This window comes from Runella sp. (genome assembly GCF_965279615.1).
Lineage (GTDB): Bacteria > Bacteroidota > Bacteroidia > Cytophagales > Spirosomataceae > Runella.
In genome coordinates this window covers 1,107,697-1,132,511 of the sequence record NZ_OZ257252.1, presented here as the reverse complement: position 1 = coordinate 1,132,511, position 24,815 = coordinate 1,107,697, and the positions used below count along the sequence as shown (strand labels likewise).

The 24,815-nt window shown below is 44.2% G+C and carries 19 protein-coding genes; 14 read left to right on the top strand and 5 right to left on the bottom strand.

Going from position 1 to position 24,815, the window contains the following annotated elements; all coding sequences use genetic code 11:
* The first annotated feature begins 148 nt into the window (after window positions 1-148).
* On the top strand, window positions 149-1,963 hold the full coding sequence (gene typA / locus ACQY73_RS05110; protein ID WP_428662368.1) for a translational GTPase TypA: 1,815 nt from the start codon (window positions 149-151) through the stop codon (window positions 1,961-1,963).
* Window positions 1,964-2,038: 75 nt separating this feature from the next.
* On the opposite strand, the gene ACQY73_RS05105 is transcribed toward typA, so the two are convergent.
* On the bottom strand, window positions 2,039-2,251 hold the full coding sequence (locus ACQY73_RS05105; protein ID WP_428662365.1) for a hypothetical protein: 213 nt from the start codon (window positions 2,249-2,251) through the stop codon (window positions 2,039-2,041).
* A gap of 65 nt (window positions 2,252-2,316) precedes the next feature.
* Complete coding sequence (locus tag ACQY73_RS05100; protein ID WP_428662362.1) at window positions 2,317-2,583, bottom strand: hypothetical protein; 267 nt, start codon at window positions 2,581-2,583, stop codon at window positions 2,317-2,319.
* A 178-nt stretch (window positions 2,584-2,761) separates the two neighbouring features.
* Here ACQY73_RS05100 and ACQY73_RS05095 point away from each other — a divergent pair, with 178 nt between their 5' ends.
* From ACQY73_RS05095 to ACQY73_RS05085, 3 genes are all read left to right on the top strand, one after another.
* Window positions 2,762-4,270, top strand: coding sequence for a TPM domain-containing protein (locus ACQY73_RS05095; RefSeq protein ID WP_428662359.1), 1,509 nt, complete (start codon window positions 2,762-2,764; stop codon window positions 4,268-4,270).
* Window positions 4,271-4,351: 81 nt separating this feature from the next.
* Window positions 4,352-4,756, top strand: coding sequence for a hypothetical protein (locus ACQY73_RS05090; protein WP_428662356.1), 405 nt, complete (start codon window positions 4,352-4,354; stop codon window positions 4,754-4,756).
* 93 nt (window positions 4,757-4,849) lie between these two features.
* Entirely contained in the window at window positions 4,850-5,383 is a 534-nt protein-coding gene (locus ACQY73_RS05085) for a DinB family protein (RefSeq protein ID WP_428662354.1), read from the top strand.
* An 80-nt stretch (window positions 5,384-5,463) separates the two neighbouring features.
* On the opposite strand, the gene ACQY73_RS05080 is transcribed toward ACQY73_RS05085, so the two are convergent.
* From ACQY73_RS05080 to ACQY73_RS05070, 3 genes are read right to left on the bottom strand one after another with little or no spacing between them, the layout of a single operon-like run.
* A complete protein-coding gene (locus tag ACQY73_RS05080; protein WP_428662351.1) occupies window positions 5,464-6,111 on the bottom strand; it encodes a phosphoribosylanthranilate isomerase in 648 nt (215 codons plus the stop codon).
* A gap of 2 nt (window positions 6,112-6,113) precedes the next feature.
* Window positions 6,114-7,325: a M20/M25/M40 family metallo-hydrolase gene (locus tag ACQY73_RS05075; RefSeq protein WP_428662348.1), complete on the bottom strand. Its 1,212-nt coding sequence runs from the start codon at window positions 7,323-7,325 to the stop codon at window positions 6,114-6,116.
* A 25-nt stretch (window positions 7,326-7,350) separates the two neighbouring features.
* A complete protein-coding gene (locus tag ACQY73_RS05070) occupies window positions 7,351-8,481 on the bottom strand; it encodes a mechanosensitive ion channel family protein (protein WP_428662345.1) in 1,131 nt (376 codons plus the stop codon).
* A 65-nt stretch (window positions 8,482-8,546) separates the two neighbouring features.
* On the opposite strand from ACQY73_RS05070, the gene ACQY73_RS05065 reads away from it, so the two are divergent.
* From ACQY73_RS05065 to ACQY73_RS05020, 10 genes are all read left to right on the top strand, one after another.
* Window positions 8,547-9,293, top strand: a complete 747-nt coding sequence (locus ACQY73_RS05065; RefSeq protein WP_428662342.1) for a type III pantothenate kinase — start codon at window positions 8,547-8,549, stop codon at window positions 9,291-9,293.
* Complete coding sequence (locus ACQY73_RS05060; protein WP_428662339.1) at window positions 9,271-10,554, top strand: OmpP1/FadL family transporter; 1,284 nt, start codon at window positions 9,271-9,273, stop codon at window positions 10,552-10,554. The genes ACQY73_RS05065 and ACQY73_RS05060 overlap by 23 nt, the downstream gene beginning before the upstream one ends.
* Before the next feature lie 199 nt (window positions 10,555-10,753).
* On the top strand, window positions 10,754-11,356 hold the full coding sequence (gene lptC, locus ACQY73_RS05055) for an LPS export ABC transporter periplasmic protein LptC (RefSeq protein WP_428662336.1): 603 nt from the start codon (window positions 10,754-10,756) through the stop codon (window positions 11,354-11,356).
* A gap of 200 nt (window positions 11,357-11,556) precedes the next feature.
* Complete coding sequence (locus ACQY73_RS05050; RefSeq protein WP_428662333.1) at window positions 11,557-12,252, top strand: RNA polymerase sigma-70 factor; 696 nt, start codon at window positions 11,557-11,559, stop codon at window positions 12,250-12,252.
* 44 nt (window positions 12,253-12,296) lie between these two features.
* On the top strand, window positions 12,297-13,295 hold the full coding sequence (locus ACQY73_RS05045) for a FecR family protein (protein ID WP_428662330.1): 999 nt from the start codon (window positions 12,297-12,299) through the stop codon (window positions 13,293-13,295).
* 19 nt (window positions 13,296-13,314) lie between these two features.
* Window positions 13,315-16,719: a SusC/RagA family TonB-linked outer membrane protein gene (locus ACQY73_RS05040; RefSeq protein ID WP_428662327.1), complete on the top strand. Its 3,405-nt coding sequence runs from the start codon at window positions 13,315-13,317 to the stop codon at window positions 16,717-16,719.
* A gap of 24 nt (window positions 16,720-16,743) precedes the next feature.
* On the top strand, window positions 16,744-18,615 hold the full coding sequence (locus ACQY73_RS05035; protein ID WP_428662325.1) for a RagB/SusD family nutrient uptake outer membrane protein: 1,872 nt from the start codon (window positions 16,744-16,746) through the stop codon (window positions 18,613-18,615).
* A 300-nt stretch (window positions 18,616-18,915) separates the two neighbouring features.
* On the top strand, window positions 18,916-20,280 hold the full coding sequence (locus tag ACQY73_RS05030; protein ID WP_428662322.1) for a 3-keto-disaccharide hydrolase: 1,365 nt from the start codon (window positions 18,916-18,918) through the stop codon (window positions 20,278-20,280).
* A 287-nt stretch (window positions 20,281-20,567) separates the two neighbouring features.
* Window positions 20,568-22,274, top strand: a complete 1,707-nt coding sequence (locus ACQY73_RS05025; protein ID WP_428662319.1) for a hypothetical protein — start codon at window positions 20,568-20,570, stop codon at window positions 22,272-22,274.
* Window positions 22,275-22,514: 240 nt separating this feature from the next.
* On the top strand, window positions 22,515-24,806 hold the full coding sequence (locus tag ACQY73_RS05020; protein ID WP_428662317.1) for a DUF7133 domain-containing protein: 2,292 nt from the start codon (window positions 22,515-22,517) through the stop codon (window positions 24,804-24,806).
* Window positions 24,807-24,815: the final 9 nt, after the last annotated feature.

Here is a 24,815-nt window from a genome sequence, read left to right as displayed (position 1 = left end):
CAGAGTATAGGATTCATCTGTGTTTTGTCATAAAATAGTCGTACCTTTGCGGGTCTTTTAGGAGACAAGCTAAATGTGAATGATTTTTCGTTAGTATACTACGTTTTAATCGATTCGATTAGCTATCAACAGTTAACAAACAACTCAAATGCAAAGCATCCGCAACATTGCCATCATTGCGCACGTTGACCACGGTAAAACCACATTGGTGGATAAGTTTATCCACTATTCTAAACTGTTTAGAGAGAATCAACAGTTTGATGACCTCATCCTGGACAGCAACGACCTCGAACGTGAACGAGGTATTACGATTGTCTCTAAAAACGTATCGGTACGCTATAAAGACGTAAAAATCAACATTATTGATACCCCGGGTCACTCCGACTTTGGAGGTGAGGTAGAGCGCGTACTTAAAATGGCCGACGGTGTCGTCATTCTGGTCGATGCTTTTGAAGGACCTATGCCGCAAACGCGCTTTGTATTAGGCAAAGCCTTACAATTAGGTTTAAAAGTTGTGTTGGTTGTCAATAAAGTAGACAAACCAAACTGCCGCCCTGACGAAGTACATGAAGCTGTGTTTGACTTGATGTTCAACCTTGAGGCAAACGATGAGCAATTGGATTTTCCAACGGTTTTCGGTTCGTCAAAACAAGGATGGATGGGTCCTGATTGGGATAAACCCACTGAAGATATTTCGTATTTATTGGATGTGATCGTTGAACATATTCCACCGGCACCTAACAACGAAGGCGATCCGCAAATGCAGATCACTTCCTTGGATTACAGTTCTTTTGTAGGACGTATTGCCATCGGTCGCGTACATCGCGGAACCTTCAAAGAAGGTGCTCAATTGGGTCTTTGCAAATCAGACGGAAGCGTAAAACGGGCTCGTGTAAAAGAATTGCAGGTGTTTGAAGGCTTAGGTCGTCAAAAAGTAACGGAAGTTTCTTCGGGCGATATTTGTGCCATTACCGGTTTGGAAGATTTCGAGATCGGTGATACCATCACCCTGTTCGAAAATCCTGAGCCGCTGCCTCGTATCTCAGTAGACGAGCCAACGATGAACATGTTGTTTACCATCAACAACTCACCGTTTTTCGGCAAAGAAGGTAAATTTGTGACTTCACGTCACTTACGTGAACGTCTGTTCAAAGAAATGGAAAAAAACCTTGCCTTACGCGTTGAATCAATGGGTAGCGAGGATAAATTTATGGTATTCGGACGCGGTATTCTTCACTTGTCGGTGTTGATCGAAACCATGCGTCGCGAAGGATACGAATTGCAGGTAGGTCAGCCACAGGTGATCTTTAAGGAAGGCGAAAAAGGCGAACGTCTTGAGCCCATTGAAATTCTTGTAGTAGATGTTCCCGAAGAATCAGCCGGAAAAGTAATTGAATTGGTTACCCAACGCAAAGGCGACCTGCTCGTTATGGAGCCGCGCGGCGATCTGCAACACTTGGAGTTTAATATTCCTTCACGCGGTTTGATCGGTTTACGTTCCAATGTACTGACGGCTACGCAGGGAGAAGCAGTACTTTCACACCGTTTCAAATCCTATGAGCCCCACAAAGGTGCTATTCCGGGACGTATCAATGGTTCAATTATCTCTAAAGGAACCGGAGTCGCTACTCCTTACGCCTTAGACCGTTTGCAGGAACGCGGAAGATTCTTTGTGGATCCAAGCGAAGAGCTGTACATGGGAATGGTGATCGGTGAGCATAGCCGCCCGGGAGATATTGTGGTAAACTTGCAGGAAACCAAGAAGTTGACCAACATGCGTGCTTCAGGTACGGACGACAACGTACGTATTGCACCTAAAATCAATTTCTCTCTGGAAGAATCAATGGAATACATCCAAAAGGATGAATATTTGGAAGTAACGCCGCTCACGCTTCGTATTCGTAAAATATATTTGGACGAAAACGAACGTAAACGCAATTCGAAAGAAATGGAGATGGCGTAAGAAAAAAGGAGTCAGAAGCCGGGAGTGAGAATACTTTATCTCTACCTCCTCGCTACTGACTCCTCTATACTAATTTTAATGTTTTGGGCAGTCGCAGGCGTTGCGTTTGCGGAAGATCCCACCCAAAAAACCTTTACGTTGCCGATTACGCTTGCGTTTACGGTACGAAGATTGCTCAGAAGCGGCCTCTACGGTCGCTTTTTTGTTTGCCGCCACTTTTACTTCCGCAGCGGGAGCCTCAAATTGCAAAAGGCTAATGAACAAAAGCAACAAAATACTACGCTTCATTTTGTATGGAATTAAAGGGTGAATCCGCTTATAAACTGCAAATTTATAAAAAAACAACGTTTGTTTTACCAACGACCTCTTCCACGTCCGTGGCGATTGTAATTGCGACTTTCATACCGTTGGCGGTGTGAATAGCGTGGCGGGTTAGCATACACTCGCGGGCGAACCACCATTGGTGGAGGCACTACACGTACGTAAGGGCGAGGGGCATAATAGCGGGAACCGTAATAGTCACGGCCGTAGCCGCCACGATAACCACCTGAATAAAAACAGCTGCTCAACATTGCAGTGAGCGCCAATACGGTTACAAAAAGTGTTATGCGCGTTTTCATAGCTTGTCAGAATTTAATAGTACCGGGTATATAACGTTTTTTATCCTTTTTTTTGTTCAAGACAACCCAAAAAGTATTTTCCCTTACTTCAAAGCAAAAAAATACCGAGAAATAATCCTTTTGGATTTGATGGCGCTTATCTTCTATTTTCGTACAATTCTATCTTGCCTCTTGTCCAATGAAATTCTTTTATGTGCTTATGTTGCTGGGATTGGTGGCTTACCAATCGTTTGCTCAAAAGATATACACGATTGAAACTGTTCCTGACCCGAAGAGTATTCCAAGTTCGCGGTTTGTGAGTAACCCCGACGGGCTTTTATCGGAAAAAACGGTTACTGAGATCAATCATCTATTGGCTGCATTGGAAGATTCTACCACGGCGCAGGTGGCGGTTGTGTTTGTTAATTCTATTGGCCAGGTCGTACCTAAAGATTTTGCACATGACTTGTTTAAGAAATGGGGAATAGGTTATCAAAAAAAAGACAATGGTTTGTTGATTTTGGTGGTCAAAGACCAACGGCGCATTGAGTTTGAAACAGGCTATGGATTGGAAGGCGTGCTGCCCGATGCGATCTGTCACCGAATTCAAACCGAACGAATGGTGCCTTACGCGAAAAAGGGTGATTATGATCAAGCTTTACTGGAAGGGGTAAAAGCAGTGGTGCAAATAGTGCAACTGCCCGAATCCAAAGAAGAAGTATACGACGAGTCTAAGTACAAAGCTAAGGCAGTGCCGGCCAATCCTAATTATACCATTGAAGATTTGGTCGATGTACTGTTTGTCTATCCATTCCTATTTTTGATCGTGGCAATTATCCGTGGCATTGTTAACAGTAAGAATACCACTAAAAAGGCCATTTTTAAACAAATACCACTGGGTTATCGCCTGTTTCGGTTGTTTGGTTTATACTTTTTTATTCCTGTCGGTATATTTTTCGGGATTCTTTTATTTGATAACCTTTTGAATGATATCGCCTTTTATACATGTCTGTACGTGTATGCTCTTTTGATGTTTTTGGAGCGTTCCCGTACTTCAAATCGTATTTTTCAAAAATTGTATGGCTCGTTGAATGAGCCGGAACGTTGGACGCACTTGGATGAACTGTATCATCATTCGTTTTGGAAAGTACTGTTTTTCCCGATCCCTTTTTTTCAACGAAGAAAAGACGCATTGAAAGAATTGGATTTTATTCGAAACCACCCGCGTACATGTAAAAACGATAACGAGCCATTGACCAAAACAAATGATAAAACCCGTCTCAATGCATATCAAAAAGTGGAAGAAGACCTCAAAACCGTTGATTATGATGTTTGGGAGTGTTCCAATGGGCATGTTGAAGCCATTGGCTATCCAAGATTAGGACTTACACAATACACGCTCTGTCCAAAGTGCGCTTCCCGTGCATACATACGCAGTGAGCAAACCGTTAGACCTGCCACGGCAGAAGTTGAAGGAAAAAAGATGGTAGTGAATGAATGCAAAGCCTGTAATTATCGGCAGGAAATTATGGTAAAGATTGAGAAACTTACCCCACGTTCTTCCTCGTCTTCCCACAGCAGCAGTTCATGGAGCAGTTCCGGCAGTAGCAGCAGTGGCTCAAGCAGCAGTTCAAGTAGCTCTTCAGGCAGCAGTAGCAGTTGGGGAGGAGGAAGTTCGGGCGGCGGCGGAGCCGGCAGCAATTGGTAAAAGAAGTTTTTATGCCTGTTTGTTCAACTTATGGTTTTAGAGTATTACATTTGTTATGTTCCTTAACCTAACTCTTGACGTATGAAAAAATCATTCTTTTTACTGATCCTCATTGGGTTTGGATGGCATTCATTGAATGCTCAAACCCCAACTGCCGCTCAAGCCGCGCAGGATTTCTACAAATGGTATCTGACCAAAGGAGTCGCCCTTGGATGGCGGCAAGTGGTCAAACGTTCAGACCTAACCCCCGCGTTTCAAAAACGCCTGACCGTTTTTTTTAAAAAAATGGAAAAAGACAATGAAGGCGGGTACGACCCAATTTTACAGGCTCAGGATTTTGAAGAAAAATTTTCGTTAAGACCTGTATCGCAAACCCCCACAAAAGCGACGTTTGATTTTTGGATGTTCGGTCAAAAGGCAGCGTTGGTAACCTTGATCAACAATGACAACAAATGGCTGATCGATGCAATCCAAGGCATTCAATAAGAGTATACTTAAAATACTCATGCCTTTGGATACAAGTGATTTGCTTTAAAATCATTTGTATCGGTTTCCTTCACAACCTTAATTTTCAATAGTATGAAACAATTATTCGCAGTAGTTGGATTGCTTGCCATGTATTTGATGGTCAATGCTACCTCAAAACCCTCGGCCAATGTAGCACAGGCAGTTGCCGAATGGGAACGTGCCAAGGCATACACCAAAGAGTATTTGGACGCCATGCCTGAAGATGGATATAAATTAAAACCTACTCCTGAGATTCGTTCGTTTGCCGAACAAATGATGCACCTTGCCGACGCTAATTATGGCTTTACAGCGGCCGCAACGGGTAAAGCAAGCCCGCTTGAGCGCGGAGCAGCTGAAAAAGCAGCGGCTACCGGCACAAAAGAACAGGTAATGAAGACGGTGTTGGACAGTTATGATTTTGCCATCAATGGCTTAAAAGGACTCACTGATGCGCAATTAGGTGAAACCGCAAAATTTGCCGGCCGTGATATGACCCGTGAAATGATCTTTGCAAAATGCTTTGAACACCAAACGCACCACCGTGGACAAACAACCATTTACATTCGCTTGAAAGGCATCAAACCGCCAAATGAGAAATTGTTTTAACCACTATTGATAGAACGCTGATTTTTATGATTTTGAAGATTAGTTATGTTAATCATAAAAATCAGCGTTCCAATTTATCATCACCCAATAGCAGCAAAGAATGCTTCAAGTTTGGCACTGTCTAATTGACCATTGGTACGCACACTGCTGCATAGATCCAGTCCGAAAGGCTCTACGGTTTCAATCGCTTCCCTCACATTATCAACATTCAGGCCTCCTGCTAAAAACAGCGGAACGGGAATACTTTCGCGTATTTTGCGACTGATGGCCCAATTGTGTACGCGCCCTGTTCCACCTAATTCTTTGATTTTCAGATTCGGGTTGCCACTGTCCAATAAAATGGCGTCAACAAATTCGGCGGCCAGTACAGCTTCTTCTACTGTTTTTTCATCGATCACGTGTATTACCTGCACCAATTTAACACCCGGAAGTGCTTCGCGGATTTGCTGATAACTTCCTTCTGATAAGGCATCAACGATCTGAACCGTAGTTGTATGAACCCGTTGATGATGGGCAATAATGGCTTCGGGCGTGGTTTCGCTCGTAAGCAGAAAAGTAGCGACGGGCGGAGGGACCGCTTTCGCAATTTGTGCAATCAGTTCATCAGAAATAACGCCCGGACCGCTGGGCATATTTCCGACCAGACCCAGCGCCGAAGCGCCGGCTTCAATGGCCAATTTGGCTTCCAATAAGCTACTGATACAGCAAATCTTAACGCGTGGTTTCATTCCTAAAAAGTCACTTTTACGGTCAATTTTTCATTGCTTCGTTGGATTTCCGCATCTATAGTTTGGCCCTTTTCGTATTTGCCCAATGCGCCCATATAATCGTAAATGGTATTCAGGGTGTAATTGCCCAAACGCAAAATAAGGTCACCGCCTTTGATGCCGGCATGTTCGGCGGGGCGCCCTTTGGAAACACCGTCTACTTTAATGCCCGGACCATTGAATGAGTAATCCAACAATAATCCCATTGTTACTTTAAAGCTGGCGTTACGTGCCATTGGCATGGCCGTTTCGCGGTATTCGAGGCGATTGGGAAGTTTGTCCAATGCATTAACGGTCGCTGTAACGGCGTTCAGAATCTGAGCCTCACCCGCAAAATTGATAAGGGCAATGTCGTCGCTCGGCCGGTGATAATCGGAATGAACGCCTGTAAAGTAAAATAAAACAGGAATTCGTTTGGTATAGAAAGACGTATGGTCAGAAGCGCCGGCCCCTGAGGAGTCAATTTTAAAGGCCATTTTCTCACGCTCCATTACCGGCGGAATTACTTGCCCCCATGTTGGACTGGTTCCCCAACCGCCAATGGTAATGGGTTTGGTAGGGTCAAAACGCCCGATCATGTCAAAGTTGAGCATGAAGTTCACTTTTGAGAGGTCGATGGTGGGATTATTGGCGAAGTATTTCGAACCTATCAACCCCAATTCTTCGGCTGAGAAACAGATGAAAAGAAAGTTGTGGTTTTCTTTGACGCCGTTTTTGGCGTAATAGCGCGCCAATTCCAATACTCCCGCCACGCCTGAGGCGTTATCGTCGGCACCGTTGTGGATTTTCCCTTTCGCGTCCGGGTCCAGTGAACCGCGCTGATAGCCTTCACCTAAATGATCGTAGTGCGCTCCGATCACAATGGTACGGTCAGCGCCATTGTCCAGATAGCCTACCACATTGCGGGCGTCCAATACGTGTATGGTATCAAGGTTGGCTTTGAAAGGTTGCTCAAAACCGTTGGTTCCTTTCGGTTGTAAGCCTAATTCATTAAAATAACCGGCAATGTATTGAGCGGCTTTTTGCTCGTCTTTAGTCCCTGTTCCTCTTCCCTTTAATTCATCGGAAGCCAGAAATGAAATATGTTTTTCAACATTATTTGGACTGATGGTTATGGATTGACCAAAGGCATAAGCGCTCGTAAATACGAGAAATAATGCAATAGACTGTTTCATAAATTTGGTTTTTGTATGCTTAACTTCACACGTTTTCGCGAAAATTATCAATGCTTTCTTTAATGAACAAATTTCGACTTGGATACGCAAAGGTAGCGCCGTATTCGCGCACAATTTCAATGATCCTGAAGTTAATTTCTTCTTTTGTTTCCATATACACTCGCCAAATAGAAGTATGAACGTGATAAATAACTACGATATCCAGTGAATTTTCTGCCAAATTTTCCAAACGAACCGTAGGTGTTTTGGAATTGGTCAAATAGTTTTCTTCTAAATGGAGACGAATGGCATTGATAATATTGGTGAGCGTTTCAGGGGGCGTTTCAAAGGATAAACGTACGTAGTATTTTGCCCGCCGATAGCTACGTTGTGTCACATTTTCAAGGGCTTGCGTGGTCATAAGACGATTGGGAACGGTGATCAAACTCCCGTCGTCCGAACGAACGCGTGTGCTGCGAAATCCAATTTGCTCTATCTCTCCCGAAATTTTGTCTAATACAATAGAATCGCCAATAACAAAAGGCCGCTCAAGCATGATAGCCACGGAAGCGATTAAATTTTCGAGGGTCTCACGGGCGGCCAATGCAATCACCAACCCCCCAATTCCCAAACTTGTGATCAATGCCCATACGTTGACCTCGTAAATTTTGTGAAGCATGAAAAAGAAACAGGTCAACGTCCAGACAATGATGGTAATGTCTTTGAAGAAAGGAACCAACTGGTCATCGAGCGGTGTGGGAGTTTCAGCTGCTTTTTGTTTGAAAATCAGGGAGATAAATTTAATTAATCGAATGCCCAACCAGCCAATGGCACCTGCCAGAAGAGTAAAAAACAGACGTTCTATGAGCATCAACCAACCAAATTTATCCGCTGAAACCCATGCCCATTGTTTGGGTACCGTTAAATGGCTGAACGCCCAAAAAATCATCATCAGCGTAATAAGCAATTCGAACGGGCGACGTGTGAGCCGAACAAATTCAGCCAAAGGAATTTTACCGGATTCACTTTTAATAAATCGATAAATGGTGCGACTGATCGTGAAAGAAAGCCCGCGTTTGATCAAAATGCCTAATCCAATAATTCCCACAAACCACAATAGGTTTCGGACGGGGTTTTCTAAAATGGTATAATTAAGCCACGTTGTTACTATTTCCATGGTAACTATTCGGTTATTTAACTGCAAAACAACAATTTTGTGCCGCGAAATTAATTAAACTCCTTATGAATGCAGCCATTGACCTCGGAAATACCTTTGCCAAAATCGGGTGGTTTGATGAAGACAAACTTGTAAAAGCTCACTATAAGATCCCCTTTGAAGAATTGACCGGAATTTTGACCGAACAATTACCAACTCACGCAATTTTGTCTTCCACAAGTCATGACACTCAACCGTATGCTGACTTTTTGCAACAATTGAATACACAGGTGGTACAACTTTCGCCAACTCTTCCGGTCCCTATTGGTAAGGATTACGATACCCCTCAAACCCTTGGTGCAGATCGTCTGGCGGCGGCGGTTGGGGCTGCCGGGCTGTTTCCAAATGAGAACTGTTTGGTCATTGATATGGGCACGTGCATTACGTACGATTGGGTAAGCGCCGATGCCGTTTTTCACGGTGGAATAATTTCTCCGGGCTTCCGTATGCGATTTCAGGCCATGCACACGTTTACTAAAAGGCTACCTTTGATCAATACTATAGAGACGGAATCTATTACGTCTTTGCCGTTGATCGGAAAAAGTACACATACAGCTATGGAGAGTGGAGTCATCAATGGACTATTGGCAGAAATAGAGGGCTTTGTGGAAAGGTATCGCAACGAATACGGCGAATGCCGCGTACTATTGTGTGGCGGCGATGCGCCTTTCTTTGAAAGTCGGCTTAAAAATCGCATCTTTGCGGCGCCAAATCTGGTTTTGATGGGCTTGAATCGAATTTTACTATACAATGTCAATTTACAAAACGCGTAAGCTTCTTCGATGGAGTTTGGTAGTGGGAGTGGTATTTCTGCAAACAAAGGGGTTTGCTCAAGGTTTAGGAAACTCTCCTTATTCGGCCATTGGACTGGGAGAAGTGTTATCCAAAGGTTATTCTCCCAACGCCGGTATGGGGGATGTCGGAGTAAGTTCCTCTAACCCTCTATACATCAATTCGCTGAATCCCGCCTTATTGGTTCGAAATCGCTTTACGATGTTTGATGTAGGGGTGATCGGTCAATATAAAAGTCTTCAGGACAGTAAGCAGAACCAACGCGATTTTGGCGGAAACATTGGCTATTTGGCGTTATCTTTTCCGGTTGCACCCAAATGGTCGCTTGGATTAAGCATCAAACCTTACAGTTTCGTCAATTACCAACAAAATTCCTACGGCCGTATCGGAACGTCTATCTATGAGGCGCAATATGTTTACAATGGCAAAGGAGGGCTTAATCAGATCAATTTGACCAATGGATTTCAAATTGGGAAAAACCTGAGTGTTGGGGCCGATGTAACCTATCTTTTTGGAAATTTCAACCGCAGTGTCACTTCTCAATTGCGTATCGGTGACAGTAGGGACTACATTGTTAGCCGCGACGACCGTTTGAATTTCAGTGATGTTAATTTGAAATTAGGCGCTGCTTACCGGCAAAAATTAAAAGAGAACCATTTTCTGAATTTTGGTGCTACCTATAATTTGGCTTCTTCTTTGAGCACTATTCGAAGCACTACCTTGGAAGTATTGAGCAGCGGTAGCCAACCGATCACGAACCCCGATACATTGACACAGGCAAATTTGAAGGTCAACCTTCCGGCCAATTGGCGTGTGGGATTAAGCTATGAGCAATTTTTTAAATTGTTGCTGAGCTTTGACTATGAACGTCAAAATTGGTCTGAATACAAAGGGATTTCGGGCAATAATGAGAACATGCGCAATGGACAAAGCTTCCATTTCGGCTTGGAATATGTGCCAAAATTCAATTCAACAAAGTATTGGGATTTGGTGTTTTACCGTCTGGGCTTTGTCTATAATCAGACGCCATTGGTTATCGGAACCAAGGCCGTGGATGATATGAGTGTTTCGATGGGGATCTCCCTTCCCGTCGGGCGGAATTTTGTAAATTTGATCAACGTGTCGTTTATCGCGGGGCAACGGGGAACGATTTCTACACAGACTTTTCGTGAGCGATATGGCCGCGTAGTTCTTGGAATATCACTAAAAGATACGTGGTTCCAGAAGTTTAAAGTTGATTAACGAAGGTTTAAAAATTGTTAAAAACGAGCAATAAGGTATTTATTTTCAGCATATTTGTATGTCTGCATACAAATCTTTGCTAAAAAAAATGAAAAAAAATCCTTTTATAAATCAATTGTTTTTGGAAAAGACGTTAGAACCCCTTAATTTTGTCAACAAGATGTTAAGGTGGGTTAATACAACATCTGCAAGGATGCAAATGGGAGATAAACTTTTATCTCCTATTTGTTTTTTACAACAGTCAGTTAAAACAGGCGTATTCTTCAAAGCTGCCTGTGCACTTTTTCTTCTTTGTTTATTCAGTGCCTGTGAGGAAGACAAAAATTCCAAAAAATTTATCCCCTATAACGGCCCGCTTGAAGAGGCTGAAAATATTGAAGTGCTTTACAGCGAACTTGGCTTTTTGAAAGTTCGGGTAAGAACCGCAAAACAGATCAAACTTCCATCGGAAGATAAAATATTCCCTAAGAAAGTATTTGTGGATTTTTACGGGCCGGCGGGAGATGTACTTACTACGTTGGAATCCGATTCCGGGCGCTTCGAAAATCGCACAGGTTTGTACAAAGTAAAGGGAAACGTAAAAGTGGTAACTCAAAAAAAAGAGCGCTTATTCTCTGATGAGCTGACGTGGAATCCGCAAACGCAAAAAGTATATACCGATAAAAAGGTAACGATTGAAAACCAATTGTCGGGTGAGCGCATGAATGGATTGGGATTGGATGCTAATCAGGATTTCAGTCAATACAGTATTCGCAAGCCTACGGGCTTCTTCAATGCCCCTGCCGGAATGTCTCCCAATTGATCCAAAAACGTTTATTGCTTCCGGAATTCATGAGTGAAATACCGCACTCGTGTCAATTCTATTATTGGGCATAGATCACTGTTGTTACTCAAATCTATATGTCTATAGGCTTTTAGTATAATTATGTGAAGATTTTTTTTGAAAATATTTACATAATGGGCAAGGGTAAAGAGGTGTTTTAATACTCTTAGTAGTTAAACATGCGTTTTTATACCAACCCTATGCTTTCTATGGATGCCAAGGAGCCAAATTATTCTCAGTCGGAGGAGAGCAATCTTTTTCCGTCACCATTGAAGGATAATTCGCCCGCAATCGTTGATTCTGAATTGTGGATCAAACGAGCTTTTGAAAATGATACTACAAAAGGCTACGAGTTATTATTCAAACGGTATTATCAACCCCTTTGCAGTCATGCCGTACGGTTTGTCTATTCAAAGGAAGTAGCAGAAGACTTGGTCATGGAAGTGTTCAGCCAATTTTGGCAAAAACAACTTCACCAAACCGTTACTACTTCTTACCGAGCGTATTTGTTTACCACTGTTCGCCATGCTGCTTATGCACATTTACGGACTGAATTCAGTCGGGAAAAGCCCACAGAATATCCTGTCGATGATGACTTGGTAAATGCACCGATCACTCCTCAACAACTGCTTCAATACAACGAACTGTATATAAAAATTGAAGAGATCATTCGTTCAACATCGCCTCAGAGCCAAAAAGTGTTTGTGATGAGCCGGTTTGAAGGAAAGAAGAATGCAACAATTGCCGAAGAATTGGACCTTTCGACCAAGACAGTGGAAGGGCACATTACGAAAGTGCTGTCATTATTGCGGCAGTCTTTGCGGAACTATGGACTGCTTTCTACCGTACTCATCAGCGCATTTTTCAGCCACTAACAACGATTGCTTTTCTCTTTTATAGCCATAATTACTACGCACCTATGAATCAGGATATATATAAACAGGCAATTCAGGCCTTATTTGAAGGTCGGGCAACTCCCTTGCAGAAAGCATTTCTGGAAGAGTGGTTAGCTGATGTAAACCATCAGGAACTCTATTTTTTATGGCTTGAAGAATGGGAGCGTCAAAATCCGCAGTTGATCGTTGATACCGAAAGTGCCCGCCTGCGTTTGCCGAATCAGACAGAAATTACCGAAAAGAAAACCGCCGCTGTACACCCCTTGGGAGGCAGACCGACTTTCTATTGGTGGCTGGTGGCGTCCGTTGTGTTTTTAGTGGCTATTGGCACGTATGTGTTCCGGGATTCGGTCAGGTACAAACACTATGAAACCTCTTATGGTGAGCTTCTTACCATACATTTGCCCGATGAGAGCCGCGTAATACTCAATGCTAATTCTATCCTGAAAGTCCCTCGTTTTGGGTTTGGGAGTAATTCCCGGGAAGTTTTTTTGAAAGGAGAGGCTGAATTTTCGGTTAAACATTTGCCAAACCACGGACGATTTATCGTTCGTACACCCGATCAACTGGAGGTGAAGGTACTGGGGACGGAATTTATGGTCTACAGCCGCGCACGGGGCAGCAAAGTAGTACTGAACAAGGGTAAAGTGCAACTGCGTTCATTGAAAGACCGGACGATCAAACCGTTGATCATCACCACAGGAGATGTGGTAACGATCTCTTCTCAGGGACGGTTGCTGCTGCGCCATCATCAGCCGGTCGCCCTTCATGCAGGTTGGAAAGAACATCGCTTTACCTTTCAAAATACATCTGTATCGGAAATAGCCTACCAATTGACCGAACGTTTTGGAACACAGATCGTTATTGCAGATTCTGCCTTGGCAAAACGTACACTTGGCGGCACTTTTAAAGCAGAGTCGGCCGAAAAGTTTCTACAGGTCATCGCCGATCTGTTGGAAGTAAGAGTTATCCCCAATGATACCGTCGCAGGAAAACCTCAAACCTATACCTTAACTTATTGAATTTAAACCCCCTATGATTATGATAAAGTCTGTACGTATTCCAATTTTTCTGGTGAGTGTTGTGGTTTGGCTACACACTTCACCACGACTTTCAGCCCAATTACTGGCTTTTAACCAACAATCGGCGCCGCGTTTGGAAGCGCAGCCACAATCCGGTAAGATCGCCTTGCGCGATGCGTTGATGCAGCTTAAAAAGCAACACGGAATTGATATTCTGTTTGAAGAAAAACTGTTGGAAGGTATTTCTATTCCTTCAAATCAACTGAATGCTGATGCAAATGCTGAGCGCAATTTGACTCAATTGCTCCGCCCGTTAGGCTTGCGTTTGAAAAAAGTGAGCAAGGATACCTTTGTGATCGTTTCATCAAAAGCCGTTCATAAGGCTGCCATGCAGGAAACGATTTCTCCCGCAAGTGCTGTTCAAACATCCCTTGAACGACCCACAAACTTAACGGCTCAAGTGTCAAGTTTGGAGAACCATGCTTCCGTTTTGGAAGCTATTGACAAGACGATTACGGGTTCAGTTACGAGTGAGAGCGGAGAAAAACTGCCCGGTGTAAACGTAGTCATCAAAGGAACACAACGAGGTACTGCAACTGACGAAAACGGTAATTTCAGATTGGATATCGCTGACGAGAACAGCGTATTGATTTTCAGTTTTATTGGTTATGTAAAACAGGAAATAGTAGTGGGTACCCGAACTGCCCTGAATGTTTCGCTGAAATCAGATGACATGGCTTTGAGTGAAGTCGTGGTCGTTGGGTATGGCGAAATTAAAAAGACGGATTTGACAGGAGCCGTGGCTTCGGTCCAAACCAAAGACATTGTTCGCGCTAACCCGGTGATGGCTTCCAAGGCAATTCAGGGACAGGTTGCGGGTGCAACCGTAACAAAATCAAGCAATAAGCCCGGTGCTCCTTATAATATCACGATCAGAGGTGAAAATACGATCAATAACTCAACGGAGCCACTGATCGTCATTGACGGCTTAATGGGTGGAAGTCTCAACAACCTCAATCCCAATGATATACAATCGATGGATGTATTGAAAGATGCATCCTCTACAGCTATTTATGGAGCGCGTGGAGCAAATGGAGTCATTATCGTAACGACCAAAAAAGGAATATCGGGCAAGCCGCGTGTGAGTTATGACAGCTATGTAGGCGTAAAAATACCCGCACACATTCCAAAATTGATGAACAGCGAGCAATTCTATAAATCGGTTTATACCGACCGAATTTTGGAAGGTTCGACAGGGGCTACTTTCTCTGCCGCCGAAATGGCAAATATTCAGTCAGGAAAAACCACTGATTGGGTGGATTTGATTACCAATCCGGCGCTGCAAATGAGTCATAACATCAGCGTATCGGGCGGCAATGAGAAAACGACCTATCGTTTTTCGGGTGGTTTGTTAAATGAAAACGGGAACGTTTTATACACCGGATACAGAAGATACAATCTGAATGCAGGTTTAGACAGCAAATTGGGGAATCACTTCAAAGTAGGTTTTACTTCTTATGTGACTTACAGCAACCAAAATGTGGGTTCTCAGGAGTCGTTGCGGGGGGCTTACCGCGCTCGCCCTACCGGTACGGCGTATTATAGTGACCTTGCGAATCCTTCTGAAAACGGAGATTTTAATATTGACGGATTGGCATATTGGATGGGAATCAATGATAAGCAGGTACCTAATCCATTGGCGGATGTTGACCCTAAAACTTCTAAGCTGCAAACTACTAACCTGACTGTAATGAGCAACGGGTATGTGGAGTTTACACCTATCAAGGGTTTAAGCATTCGCTCTTCACTTTCAGCTTCTTACAGTTCAGAGAGAGTGGGAGATTTTAGAGGCCAATGGTCAAAATCGCAGATCGGTGCCAAGCCAAGAGCGCAGTACGACAGTCGGGTACAGGGCAACTACACATTAGACAATATTATCAATTATAACCTTGAATTCGGTAAACACAAAATTGGCGTAACGGGCTTACAATCTGCGTTTTATCAGCGAAATGAAGCCTACCAGATTGCGGCAAAAGACCTGCCGTACAATTCGGATTGGTATGCACTGAATACAGGTACGGTTACGGGGATAAACAGTTCGTTGGTTGAGCGCTCGTTGCTGTCTTTTATGGGTAGAGTTAACTATTCTTATAACGACAAATATTTGTTGACGCTTACCGGTCGTTCAGATGGTGCTTCTCAGCTTTCAGACGCCAACAAATGGGCATTCTTCCCTTCAGTGGCCTTTGCATGGCGTTTGGGTGATGAACAATTTATCAATGATCTCAATGTTTTTTCTAACCTTAAACTGCGCCTGAGCTACGGCCAAGTGGGGAACTCTACGGTGAATCCATACAGTACACAGGCAGGTTTGTTGAACACCGGTTATGATTTTGACGGAACGGCCGCCTACGGATTTGCTCCTTCCAATTTGGCTAATAAAGATCTGAGATGGGAGAGAAGCAAAGAACTGAACCTGGGTTTAGACTTTGGATTCTTTAAAAACCGCATTGCGGCATCGCTTGAAATTTATAATCGGAAAACGAGCGATCTGATCCTGAATCAAAAAATACCAACCGTGACCGGGTTCTCGCAAGTAATTGCCAACGTGGGACAAATTGAGAACAAAGGCGTAGAACTTACCTTGAATACCGTAAACATTGTCGGGAAAAATTTCAGTTGGAACAGCACGTTTGCTTTCACCAGAAACCGCAATAAATTGCTTGAATTGTATGGCAATGGACAAACCGTTGACAAAGGCAACAAACTCTTTGTAGGCTATCCGATCAGAGCCAACTTCGATTATAAATTTGACGGTATCTGGCAAACTGCCGACAAAGATCTGGCCACAAAATACAAGCAGGTACCCGGCTCGGTGCGCGTAGTGGATGCCAACAATGACGGCCAGATTTCTTCGACCGAAGGAATTGACGATAGAATGTACCTCGGTACACAATTGCCTAACTGGATTCTGGGGGTTACCAACCGTTTCAATTACCGTCAATTTGACCTGTCTTTCTTCATGTACTACCGCAACGGGGTACAATACAGCAACAACACCTTGGCAGGTACCTTTGGAGAAGTAAGCGGAACGCGTTACAATCGTTTGGCGTCGTTGGATTATTGGAGAAGCGACAATCCTTCCAATACCTATTTTGGTGTTGTGGCGGCCAACCCTTACCGCAGTGCCATCAACTATCAGGATGCCAGTTTCTTACGTATCTCTGACATTACATTGGGTTACTCATTGCCAAAAGGTTTAATGAATAATCTGAAACTGTCGAACGCGCGTTTTTATGCCCAAGTCACCAATCCTTTTGTATTCACCAAATTCACCGGATTTGACCCTGAATTCAACTCGGCCATCTATCAGGACGACGTGCCGTCAATGACTTGTTCCATCGGCGTAAACATCAGTTTCTAACCTTGACTTTAACACGAAACAACAATGAAATCACTCATAAATATACGGATTACTTCTTTCGCAATTGCCCTTTTAGGCATCGTTGCTGCGGGTTGCGAAAAAGACTTTTTGGTTGAAAAACCCGTGACTACGCTCACAACCGACGTTTATTATAAAACAGAAGCAGGGTTTGAAGACTTGGTTCGGGCTTGTTATCCGTTGCTGCGGAATATTCACCAGAACCGTTCGCTCGTCTTGAACGGTACCGATATCTTCTCGCAGAGCGGATTTAGTGATCCTAAGTTTTCTACCCTTACCACGAGCCCTTTAGAGCATTATGACGTTCGCCTAAATGCTACATTGGCTGAGTTTCAAAGCCTTTGGACGCTGTTATACACTGAAGTTGCCCGGACCAATACGGCCATCACCCGTGCCGCTGATATTACCGGAATGGATGCGACCTTAAAAGGCATTCGGGTGGCGGAAGCCAAATTTTTGAGATCCTTGGCATATTTTTATTTGGTTCAACAATGGGGAGATGTTCCCATGCCTTTGGTCGAAACCCTCAGCCCCAGCAAAGAAGCGACCAGAGTTCCTTCGGCGGATATTTACAAACAGATCATTACGGATTTAACGGATGCGGAATCCATACTGCCGGTGACGGCCTCTAACTATGGACGTGTAACCAAAGGGGCAGCTCAGTTTTTGTTGGCGCGGGTGTATTTGACCCGTGGATGGAATTTCAAAAATGCGTTGGGAGGTACCGCGGCTGATTTTGATCTGGCGCTGCAATATGCCGACAAGATCATTGATGCGTATCCGTTGGCTACGGCTTATAATCAATTGTTTCCGACTCATACTGAAAATCCGTTGAAGCAATATACGGGTGCGCAAAATGATAAGAACGCAGAGATCGTTTTTGCGGTACAATATAATTCAGATGTGTTGACCAATAAAACCGACCCCGCTTTTACACAGGATGCAGCCGGTGGAAATAATTTACACTCGGTATTTGGCGGTGGCGGCGAAGGCTATCCGGGTTCTAAAGGCAGAACGACGGATTATAATCGTCACCAACCTATTCACATTACCAATCCGGCCATGTATCGCCTGTTTGACCCGGAAAATGATTCACGCTATGACCTTAATTTTGTGGAAGTAGGATATGCCTTATTGCCCGTTGCCGGTTTTAAACCTTTACCGGTCGTGAATCCAAACCTCAAGATCGACATAAAAGCAGGAGATACCGTTGTTTATTTCCGTCCTTGGAACAAACCGGCCACGACACTTGCCGAACGAGGAATTGATTACGGCGGTAAAAAGAATTATTCGGTCGTTAATGTGGATGAATACAGCGGCGGCTACGGATTCATCAACGGAAGCGTTGTAAACGTAAGCGGTTTCCCGGCCGACCAGCCGATGATGTGGAAGTTCTGGCAACCGGGCATTGCTTATGGCGATGCGTACGGAACATTCAACGAAGCCGTTTTCCGTTCGGCAGAAGCCTATTTGATTGCAGCTGAGGCTATTGTAAAAGGAGCAAAAAATGGAAAACTGGGCGGTGCCGAAGTGTATTACAACAAAGTATTGGACCGCGCTTTGGTGAAAAAAGGAACAGATCCTAAATGTGCCAAAGCGCCCGAAGATGTAAAATCACTGGAAGCAGTTTCGTACCGCGCTACCGCCGCCAATATCACCATAGATTTGATTTTGGACGAACGTGCTCGCGAACTCATGGGCGAATATTCAAGATGGTTTGACTTGAAACGTACCGGCAAATTGGTAGAACGCGTCAAAAAATACAATCCTTGGGCGGCAAAAAGTGCTGCCATAAGTGATAAACATTACCTGCGTCCCATTCCACAGGCTGAGATTGACTTGTCTTTCCCTGCCATGAAGCAGAACGAAGGATATTAGGGCAGGAGTGAGTAATGAGAATTGAAAATAAAACGCATTTCAGTATGATAAGAAAAAGAGAAGAAGAAGCTGTTTTTCTTCTCTTTTTTTGATCCTTTCGATCCAATTTTGACCCGAAAAAGACCTTGCCTTTGCCTTGCCATGGTCTGTGGAGACACAGACCATGGCAAAAAAGACACAGACCAAGGCAAAACAAAACAGGTCTGTGGAGACACAGACCACGGAAAAGAGACACAGACCACGGCAAGGCAAAGATTCGGTTCTATTTCAATCTAACACTCATTTTTATTCAGATACACAATGAAATTCCTTTTTTTAGCATGTGCAATTGCCCTTCTTTCGTTTAATTCCAATGCGCAATGGAAAGACCTTTTTAATGGAAAAGATTTAAAGGGTTGGGTAAAACGCAACGGCAGTGCTGAATACAAAATTGTCAATAATGCCATTGTAGGAGTGTCGCAACTCAATACGCCTAACAGTTTCATTTGTACGGAAGAAACTTACGGGGATTTTGTGTTGGAACTGGACGTAAAAGTAGACTTGGGGCTGAATTCAGGCATCCAGATCCGGAGCATCAGCGACCCCGCCGTCATGGCCGGTAAAGTGCACGGCTATCAGGTAGAGATCGACCCGGGAGATCGGGCTTGGTCAGGCGGCATCTTCGACGAAGGGCGCAACGGGTGGCTGTATCCGTTGTCTGTGAATCCCAAAGGGCAAAAGGCGTTTAAGAACGGACAATGGAATAAATACCACATCGAAGCGATCGGCAATAGCCTGAAAACGTGGATAAACGGTATTCCGTGTACCAATCTTTTAGACTCTCAAACCGCGCGCGGGTTCATTGCGTTGCAGGTTCACCAAATAAAGAGAGAAGAGCAGGTAGGATTGACGGTTCAGTGGAGAAACATCCGAATTGCCACCGAAAACCTGAAAGATGTCGTTTTTAAAGGAAAGGAAGAAGCCCCGGAAATAAGCTATCTGATCAATAAATTGTCGGAAAATGAGCAGAGAAAAGGCTGGCGCTTACTTTGGGACGGCAAAACTACCAATGGTTGGCGATTGGCAAACGATGATAAATTTCCGGCGGTAGGCTGGGCAATTCAGGACGGAGTATTGAAAGTGCTTGGTACCAAGAAAGATACGTTGATAAAAAGCGGAGACATTGTTACTGATAAAGAATTTTCAAACTTTGAACTCGAAATGGATTATATGCTTACTCCGGGAGCAAACAGTGGGTTGAAATATTTGGTGGTGGAAGATCGCACAAAAAGGGCAGGAACGGGTTTGGGACCTGAATTTCAATTGTTGGACGATAAAGTACACCCCGATGCCAAGATGGGCGTGGGCGGAAATCGCACGACGGCTTCCTTATATGATCTCATTACGGCCGAAAACCTGTCGGAAGGCAGTAAAGACAAACGCATGAACGGGCCCGGTAAATGGAATAAGATACGATTGGTGGTGAGAGACGGCCATGTAGAACATTGGTTCAACAACCTCAAAATGGTGGAATACGACCGTTTTTCGCAGATATTCCGCAATCTCGTTGCTAAAAGCAAATACAGTACGTACCCTAATTTTGCCCAAGCACCTTCGGGACATATTCTCTTGCAGGACCACGGTGATGAAGTGCATTTCAGAAGTATTAAGATCAGAGAATTTTAGCGTACATCGCTGTGTGGGCAAAAGTAAAAAGGGTAGCCGCATCGGCGTTCCGACACCATGTGGCATTTTGTGCCATAGGCACTACCTATTTGTAGCAAATGGTGAATTATAAATACAAAAAATGCCACGTAGTGGTTACCCAATCAATATAAGTGCATTTCAGGGGTAGCATTTATTCCAAATTGGAGTTTAAAAAAGAGTAGAACAAAATGGTTTATTCTCTTATTTTATAATTACTATACTCTGATTAATGGATAAAGATAATTCCTTAAAATCCCTCATTTTCAATGAATAGAAGAAGTTTTGTGACGATTGGCGCAGCCTCGCTTTGTGCCATGCCTGTAATGAGTTTCAGTATGTTTAAAAAATACAGCACGGTCAAACCGGCTTGGCTGATAGAATGGATTAAAATTTATGATCAGGGGTATCCCAATTATAAACCATTGAAAGTAACAGACCCTAACCACAAGTATTTCGGGGGCTATATGAACGATGTAGAGATTCCTAATCCGCACTCAACGGCCGGATTTATCATGGTTTCGTGTATGCTCATGTCGTGTCCCGAATCGGCTTATTATCAATCCAAAGATGTGTTAAAAGAAGTAGAAGCCGCCGCGCGGAGCATACTGAAAATGCAGCATTCGGACGGAACCATTGATTTATTGGAAACCAATTTCCATTCGACGCCCGACACGGGTTTTATTTTGGAAAACATGATTCCCGCTTATAAATTTTTGAAGCAAACCACTATCAAAGACTCCGAAAGGACGCTTGATTTATTAAAAACATTTTTGAAAAATGCGGGCGAAGCACTTGCGGTAGGAGGGATTCATACCCCAAATCACCGTTGGGTAGTGTCGGCGGCGTTGACCAAATTGAATGAGTTATTTCCCGATCCCCGTTATACCAATCGCATTGATCAATGGTTGGCAGAACATATTGATCTGGACCCTGATGGCCAATTCAACGAAAAAAGCACGAACAGTTATTCTCCTATTGTCAATCGCTCGCTGATCATCATTGCCAAAGGACTGAACAAACCGGAATTGTTGGAGCCCGTTCGTAAGAATTTGATGATGACGCTTTATTACGTCCATCCCAACGGCGAGGTGGTAACGGAAGCTTCCAATCGGCAGGACAAAGGCACCATCGGCAATATGGCCAAATATTATTATTGCTATCGTTACATGGCATTGCATGATAATAACGGCGAAATGGCCGCCATGTGTCGATTGATCGAAAATACCGCTGCCAAAGGCCAATTGGCAGGTTATCTGGATTATTTTCTGGAAGACCCAACGCTTTGGAAGGAATTGCCGACGAGCAAGACGTTGCCCACCAATTACGCCAAAGCGTTTCCTTATTCGGGTGTTGTGCGGATTCGACGGGAGAATTGGGATGCGACGATTTTGTCTAACAATGCAAGTTGGCTTACGTTTCATAAAGGTAACGCCGTGTTGCAGGCCATGCGTGTTGCGGCTTCTTTCTTTGGGAAAGGCCAGTTTGATTCCGTGAAAATTGAGCAACAGGGCGATACTTGGGTATTAAAAAAAGCACTTGAAGGGCCTTATTTTCAGCCCATTGCCAAAGATCAAATTGACCCGAACGGCGATTGGGACAAAATGCCCAAAGCCAATCGCCCACAAAGCGAAATACAAAAACTGGAAACAACGGTAAAAATCAAAGAAGCCAATAACGGTCTCCAAATAGACATTGACATCAGCGGAACGGAAGGCGTACCCGTATCTTTCGAACTGATTTTTCGAGCCGGCGGCACGTTTGCGGGTGTGACAAAGCATCCCAAAAAAGACAATGCGTATCTTTTGGCCGGCGAATCAGGTTCTTTTACGGTCAACACCGATACCATTCGTTTTGGCCCCGGAAAAGCGGAGCACAAAGGCATTCAATTAAGAGGAGCTTTGCCGGCAATGGATACACCCACGGTTTACCTGACAGGTTTTACACCTTTTAAACATACGTTATCTTTAAGCTAGGCAGTCGCTCGCGTCCCGCGAGTGACGACTATTACGAGGCCTCCGGCCGAATAAACAAATGTAGGCCAGAGGCCTTATTATAATCGTCACCCGCAGGACGCGAGCGACTGCGGTTGAGTCCATTGGTAATTATTAGAACCAACTATACAGTAGAACGCTGATACCGATTGCCTTCGAGATGATTGTATGGCCCAACTGTCCGGGCTTAACATTCAACCGATCATTTGAAAAAGGAAAGTAATGAAAAAGACCAAACTGAACTTATTGCTATTGGGGCTGACCGTTTTGATCTATGCCTGCTCCGTGAGAGTTGCCAACAAATTTGCTTCTGCAGATTTTTCGCAAGCCGCCACCGAGCAGGTTTACACAGAGAGTAGAAAAGACACATTACGAGAAGCCTTATCTTTTGATTTGAAACCACTAACGCCTGAGCAAAGCCTTCAAAAATTTGTGCTTCCGGAAGGTTACCATATGGAATTGGTGGCGAGTGAGCCGATGATTACTGAGCCGGTAGCTATTGCCTGGGACGGCAACGCCAAAATGTATGTGGCTCAAATGGAGACCTATACCCAGGACGCCGATGGCACAGGCACGAAAGAACCGAAGAGTCGGGTAATGCTGTTGGAAGACACGAACAATGACGGCAAAATGGACAAGAGTTCGGTCTTTATTAAAGACATGATCTTACCTCGTATGTTGTTGTGTGTCAACCACGAACTCTTGGTCAATGAAACCGATACATACGATATTTATAGCTATAAAGACACCAATGGCGACGGTATTTCGGACGTAAAAAAGCCCGTTTATATTTTGGGAAAAGTTGCTCCCGGTAATTTGGAACACCAACGCAGCGGATTGATCTGGAACATTGATAATTACATTTACCAAACCGTTGATCCGATTCGTTTTCGGTACGTGAAAGGAGTGCTTCAACCCGATTCACTACACAGCGGTTCCAATGGCCAATGGGGCTTAACCTCAGACAATTACGGTCGGTTATTCTTTAGTCGTGGTGGGGGCGAAAATGCCGGTTCGGGTTTCCAGATCAACCCAAAATACGGTCAATTGGAATTTGCCGACGCGTACAGCGAAGAAACATTCAGCCCTGTTTGGTCAAAGATTCAAAATCCTGATGTGCAGGGTGGATTGCAAAGAGTACGCCCGGACAGTACCTTGAACCACTTTACTTCCGCCAATGGGCAATCCATCTTCCGAGGTGACCGCCTTCCCGCCGACCTGGTGGGTGATTACATTATCAATGAGCCGGTAGCCCGCATCATCAGACGTGCTAAAGTTGTCAACCGAGAAGGAAAAACGTACCTCGAAAATGTGTATGACCACAAAGAATTCATTGCCAGTACCGATGCTTTTTTCAGACCGGTCAATACCTATTCCGGACCTGATGGATTTTTGTACATTATTGATATGAACCGTGGTATTATTCAGGAATCTAACTGGACCCAAAAAGGAAGTTATCTGCGTGGAAAGATCGATTATTACGGGTTAGCCAAAGTGAACCAACGCGGCAGAATCTGGCGCTTGGTACACGATGGCTATAAAGCCGGTCCCAAGCCCAAAATGCTGGATGTACCTGCCGTAAACCTGCTGCCTTATTTGGATCATCCCAACGGCTGGTGGCGCGATAACGCTCAGAAACAGATCATTGTATTGGGCGATAAATCTGTTGTTCCCGAATTGAAACTGATGGCATCGGGCAAAAAAAATGTATCGGCTTTGGGGCGATTGCACGCGCTCTGGACACTTGAAGGTTTGAACGAAATTAACAAAGAACTTTTGCTGCCTGCACTGAAAGACACCGATCCACAAATCCGACGGGCTGCCATTTGGATGAGCGAGCCGTATATCAAAAAGAATGATAATCAATGGATTGAGCAACTTGGTAAATTGGCAACGGATGAAAGTTTTGATGTAAAAACACAATTGCTTTTGTCTTTTGGTGCAAGCAAAAATGCATCGGCGAAAAAGATAGTACAGGATATTTTAGCCCAAAATCCAAACAATCAAATGCTGGCAAGTGTCAAAAAGAGCACCGATAGAAACGAAGATGCCAAAATATACGGAGCCAAATTGGCGGGCTTTACACCTACCGAACGAAAACTGATTTTGGGCGGCGGAGAAATTTATAAAGGGATGTGTTCACCCTGTCATGGAGGTGATGGCAAAGGACTTCCCACCAATGCCGCTCCACCGTTGAGAGGCGCCAGACACGTAAATGCCGACAAAGAGATCGCCATCAGAATCCTGTTACACGGATTGAAAGGTCCCATTGACGGGAAAGCCTATCCAAGCGAGATGGCTTCCATGAAAGATAATTCAGACGAATGGATCGCTTCCGTTATCAGCTATATCCGTTATGAATTCGTAGGCACTTCTATGCGCGTCGGAAAAGGTCGTCAATCGGCGGTAGTGTTGCCTGCCGACGTGAAAGCGTTGAGAGACCAATATTCAAACGTAACTACGGCTTGGACGATCGACGCGTTTGACAACCTATTGCCACAACCACCCAAATAATAAAATCGT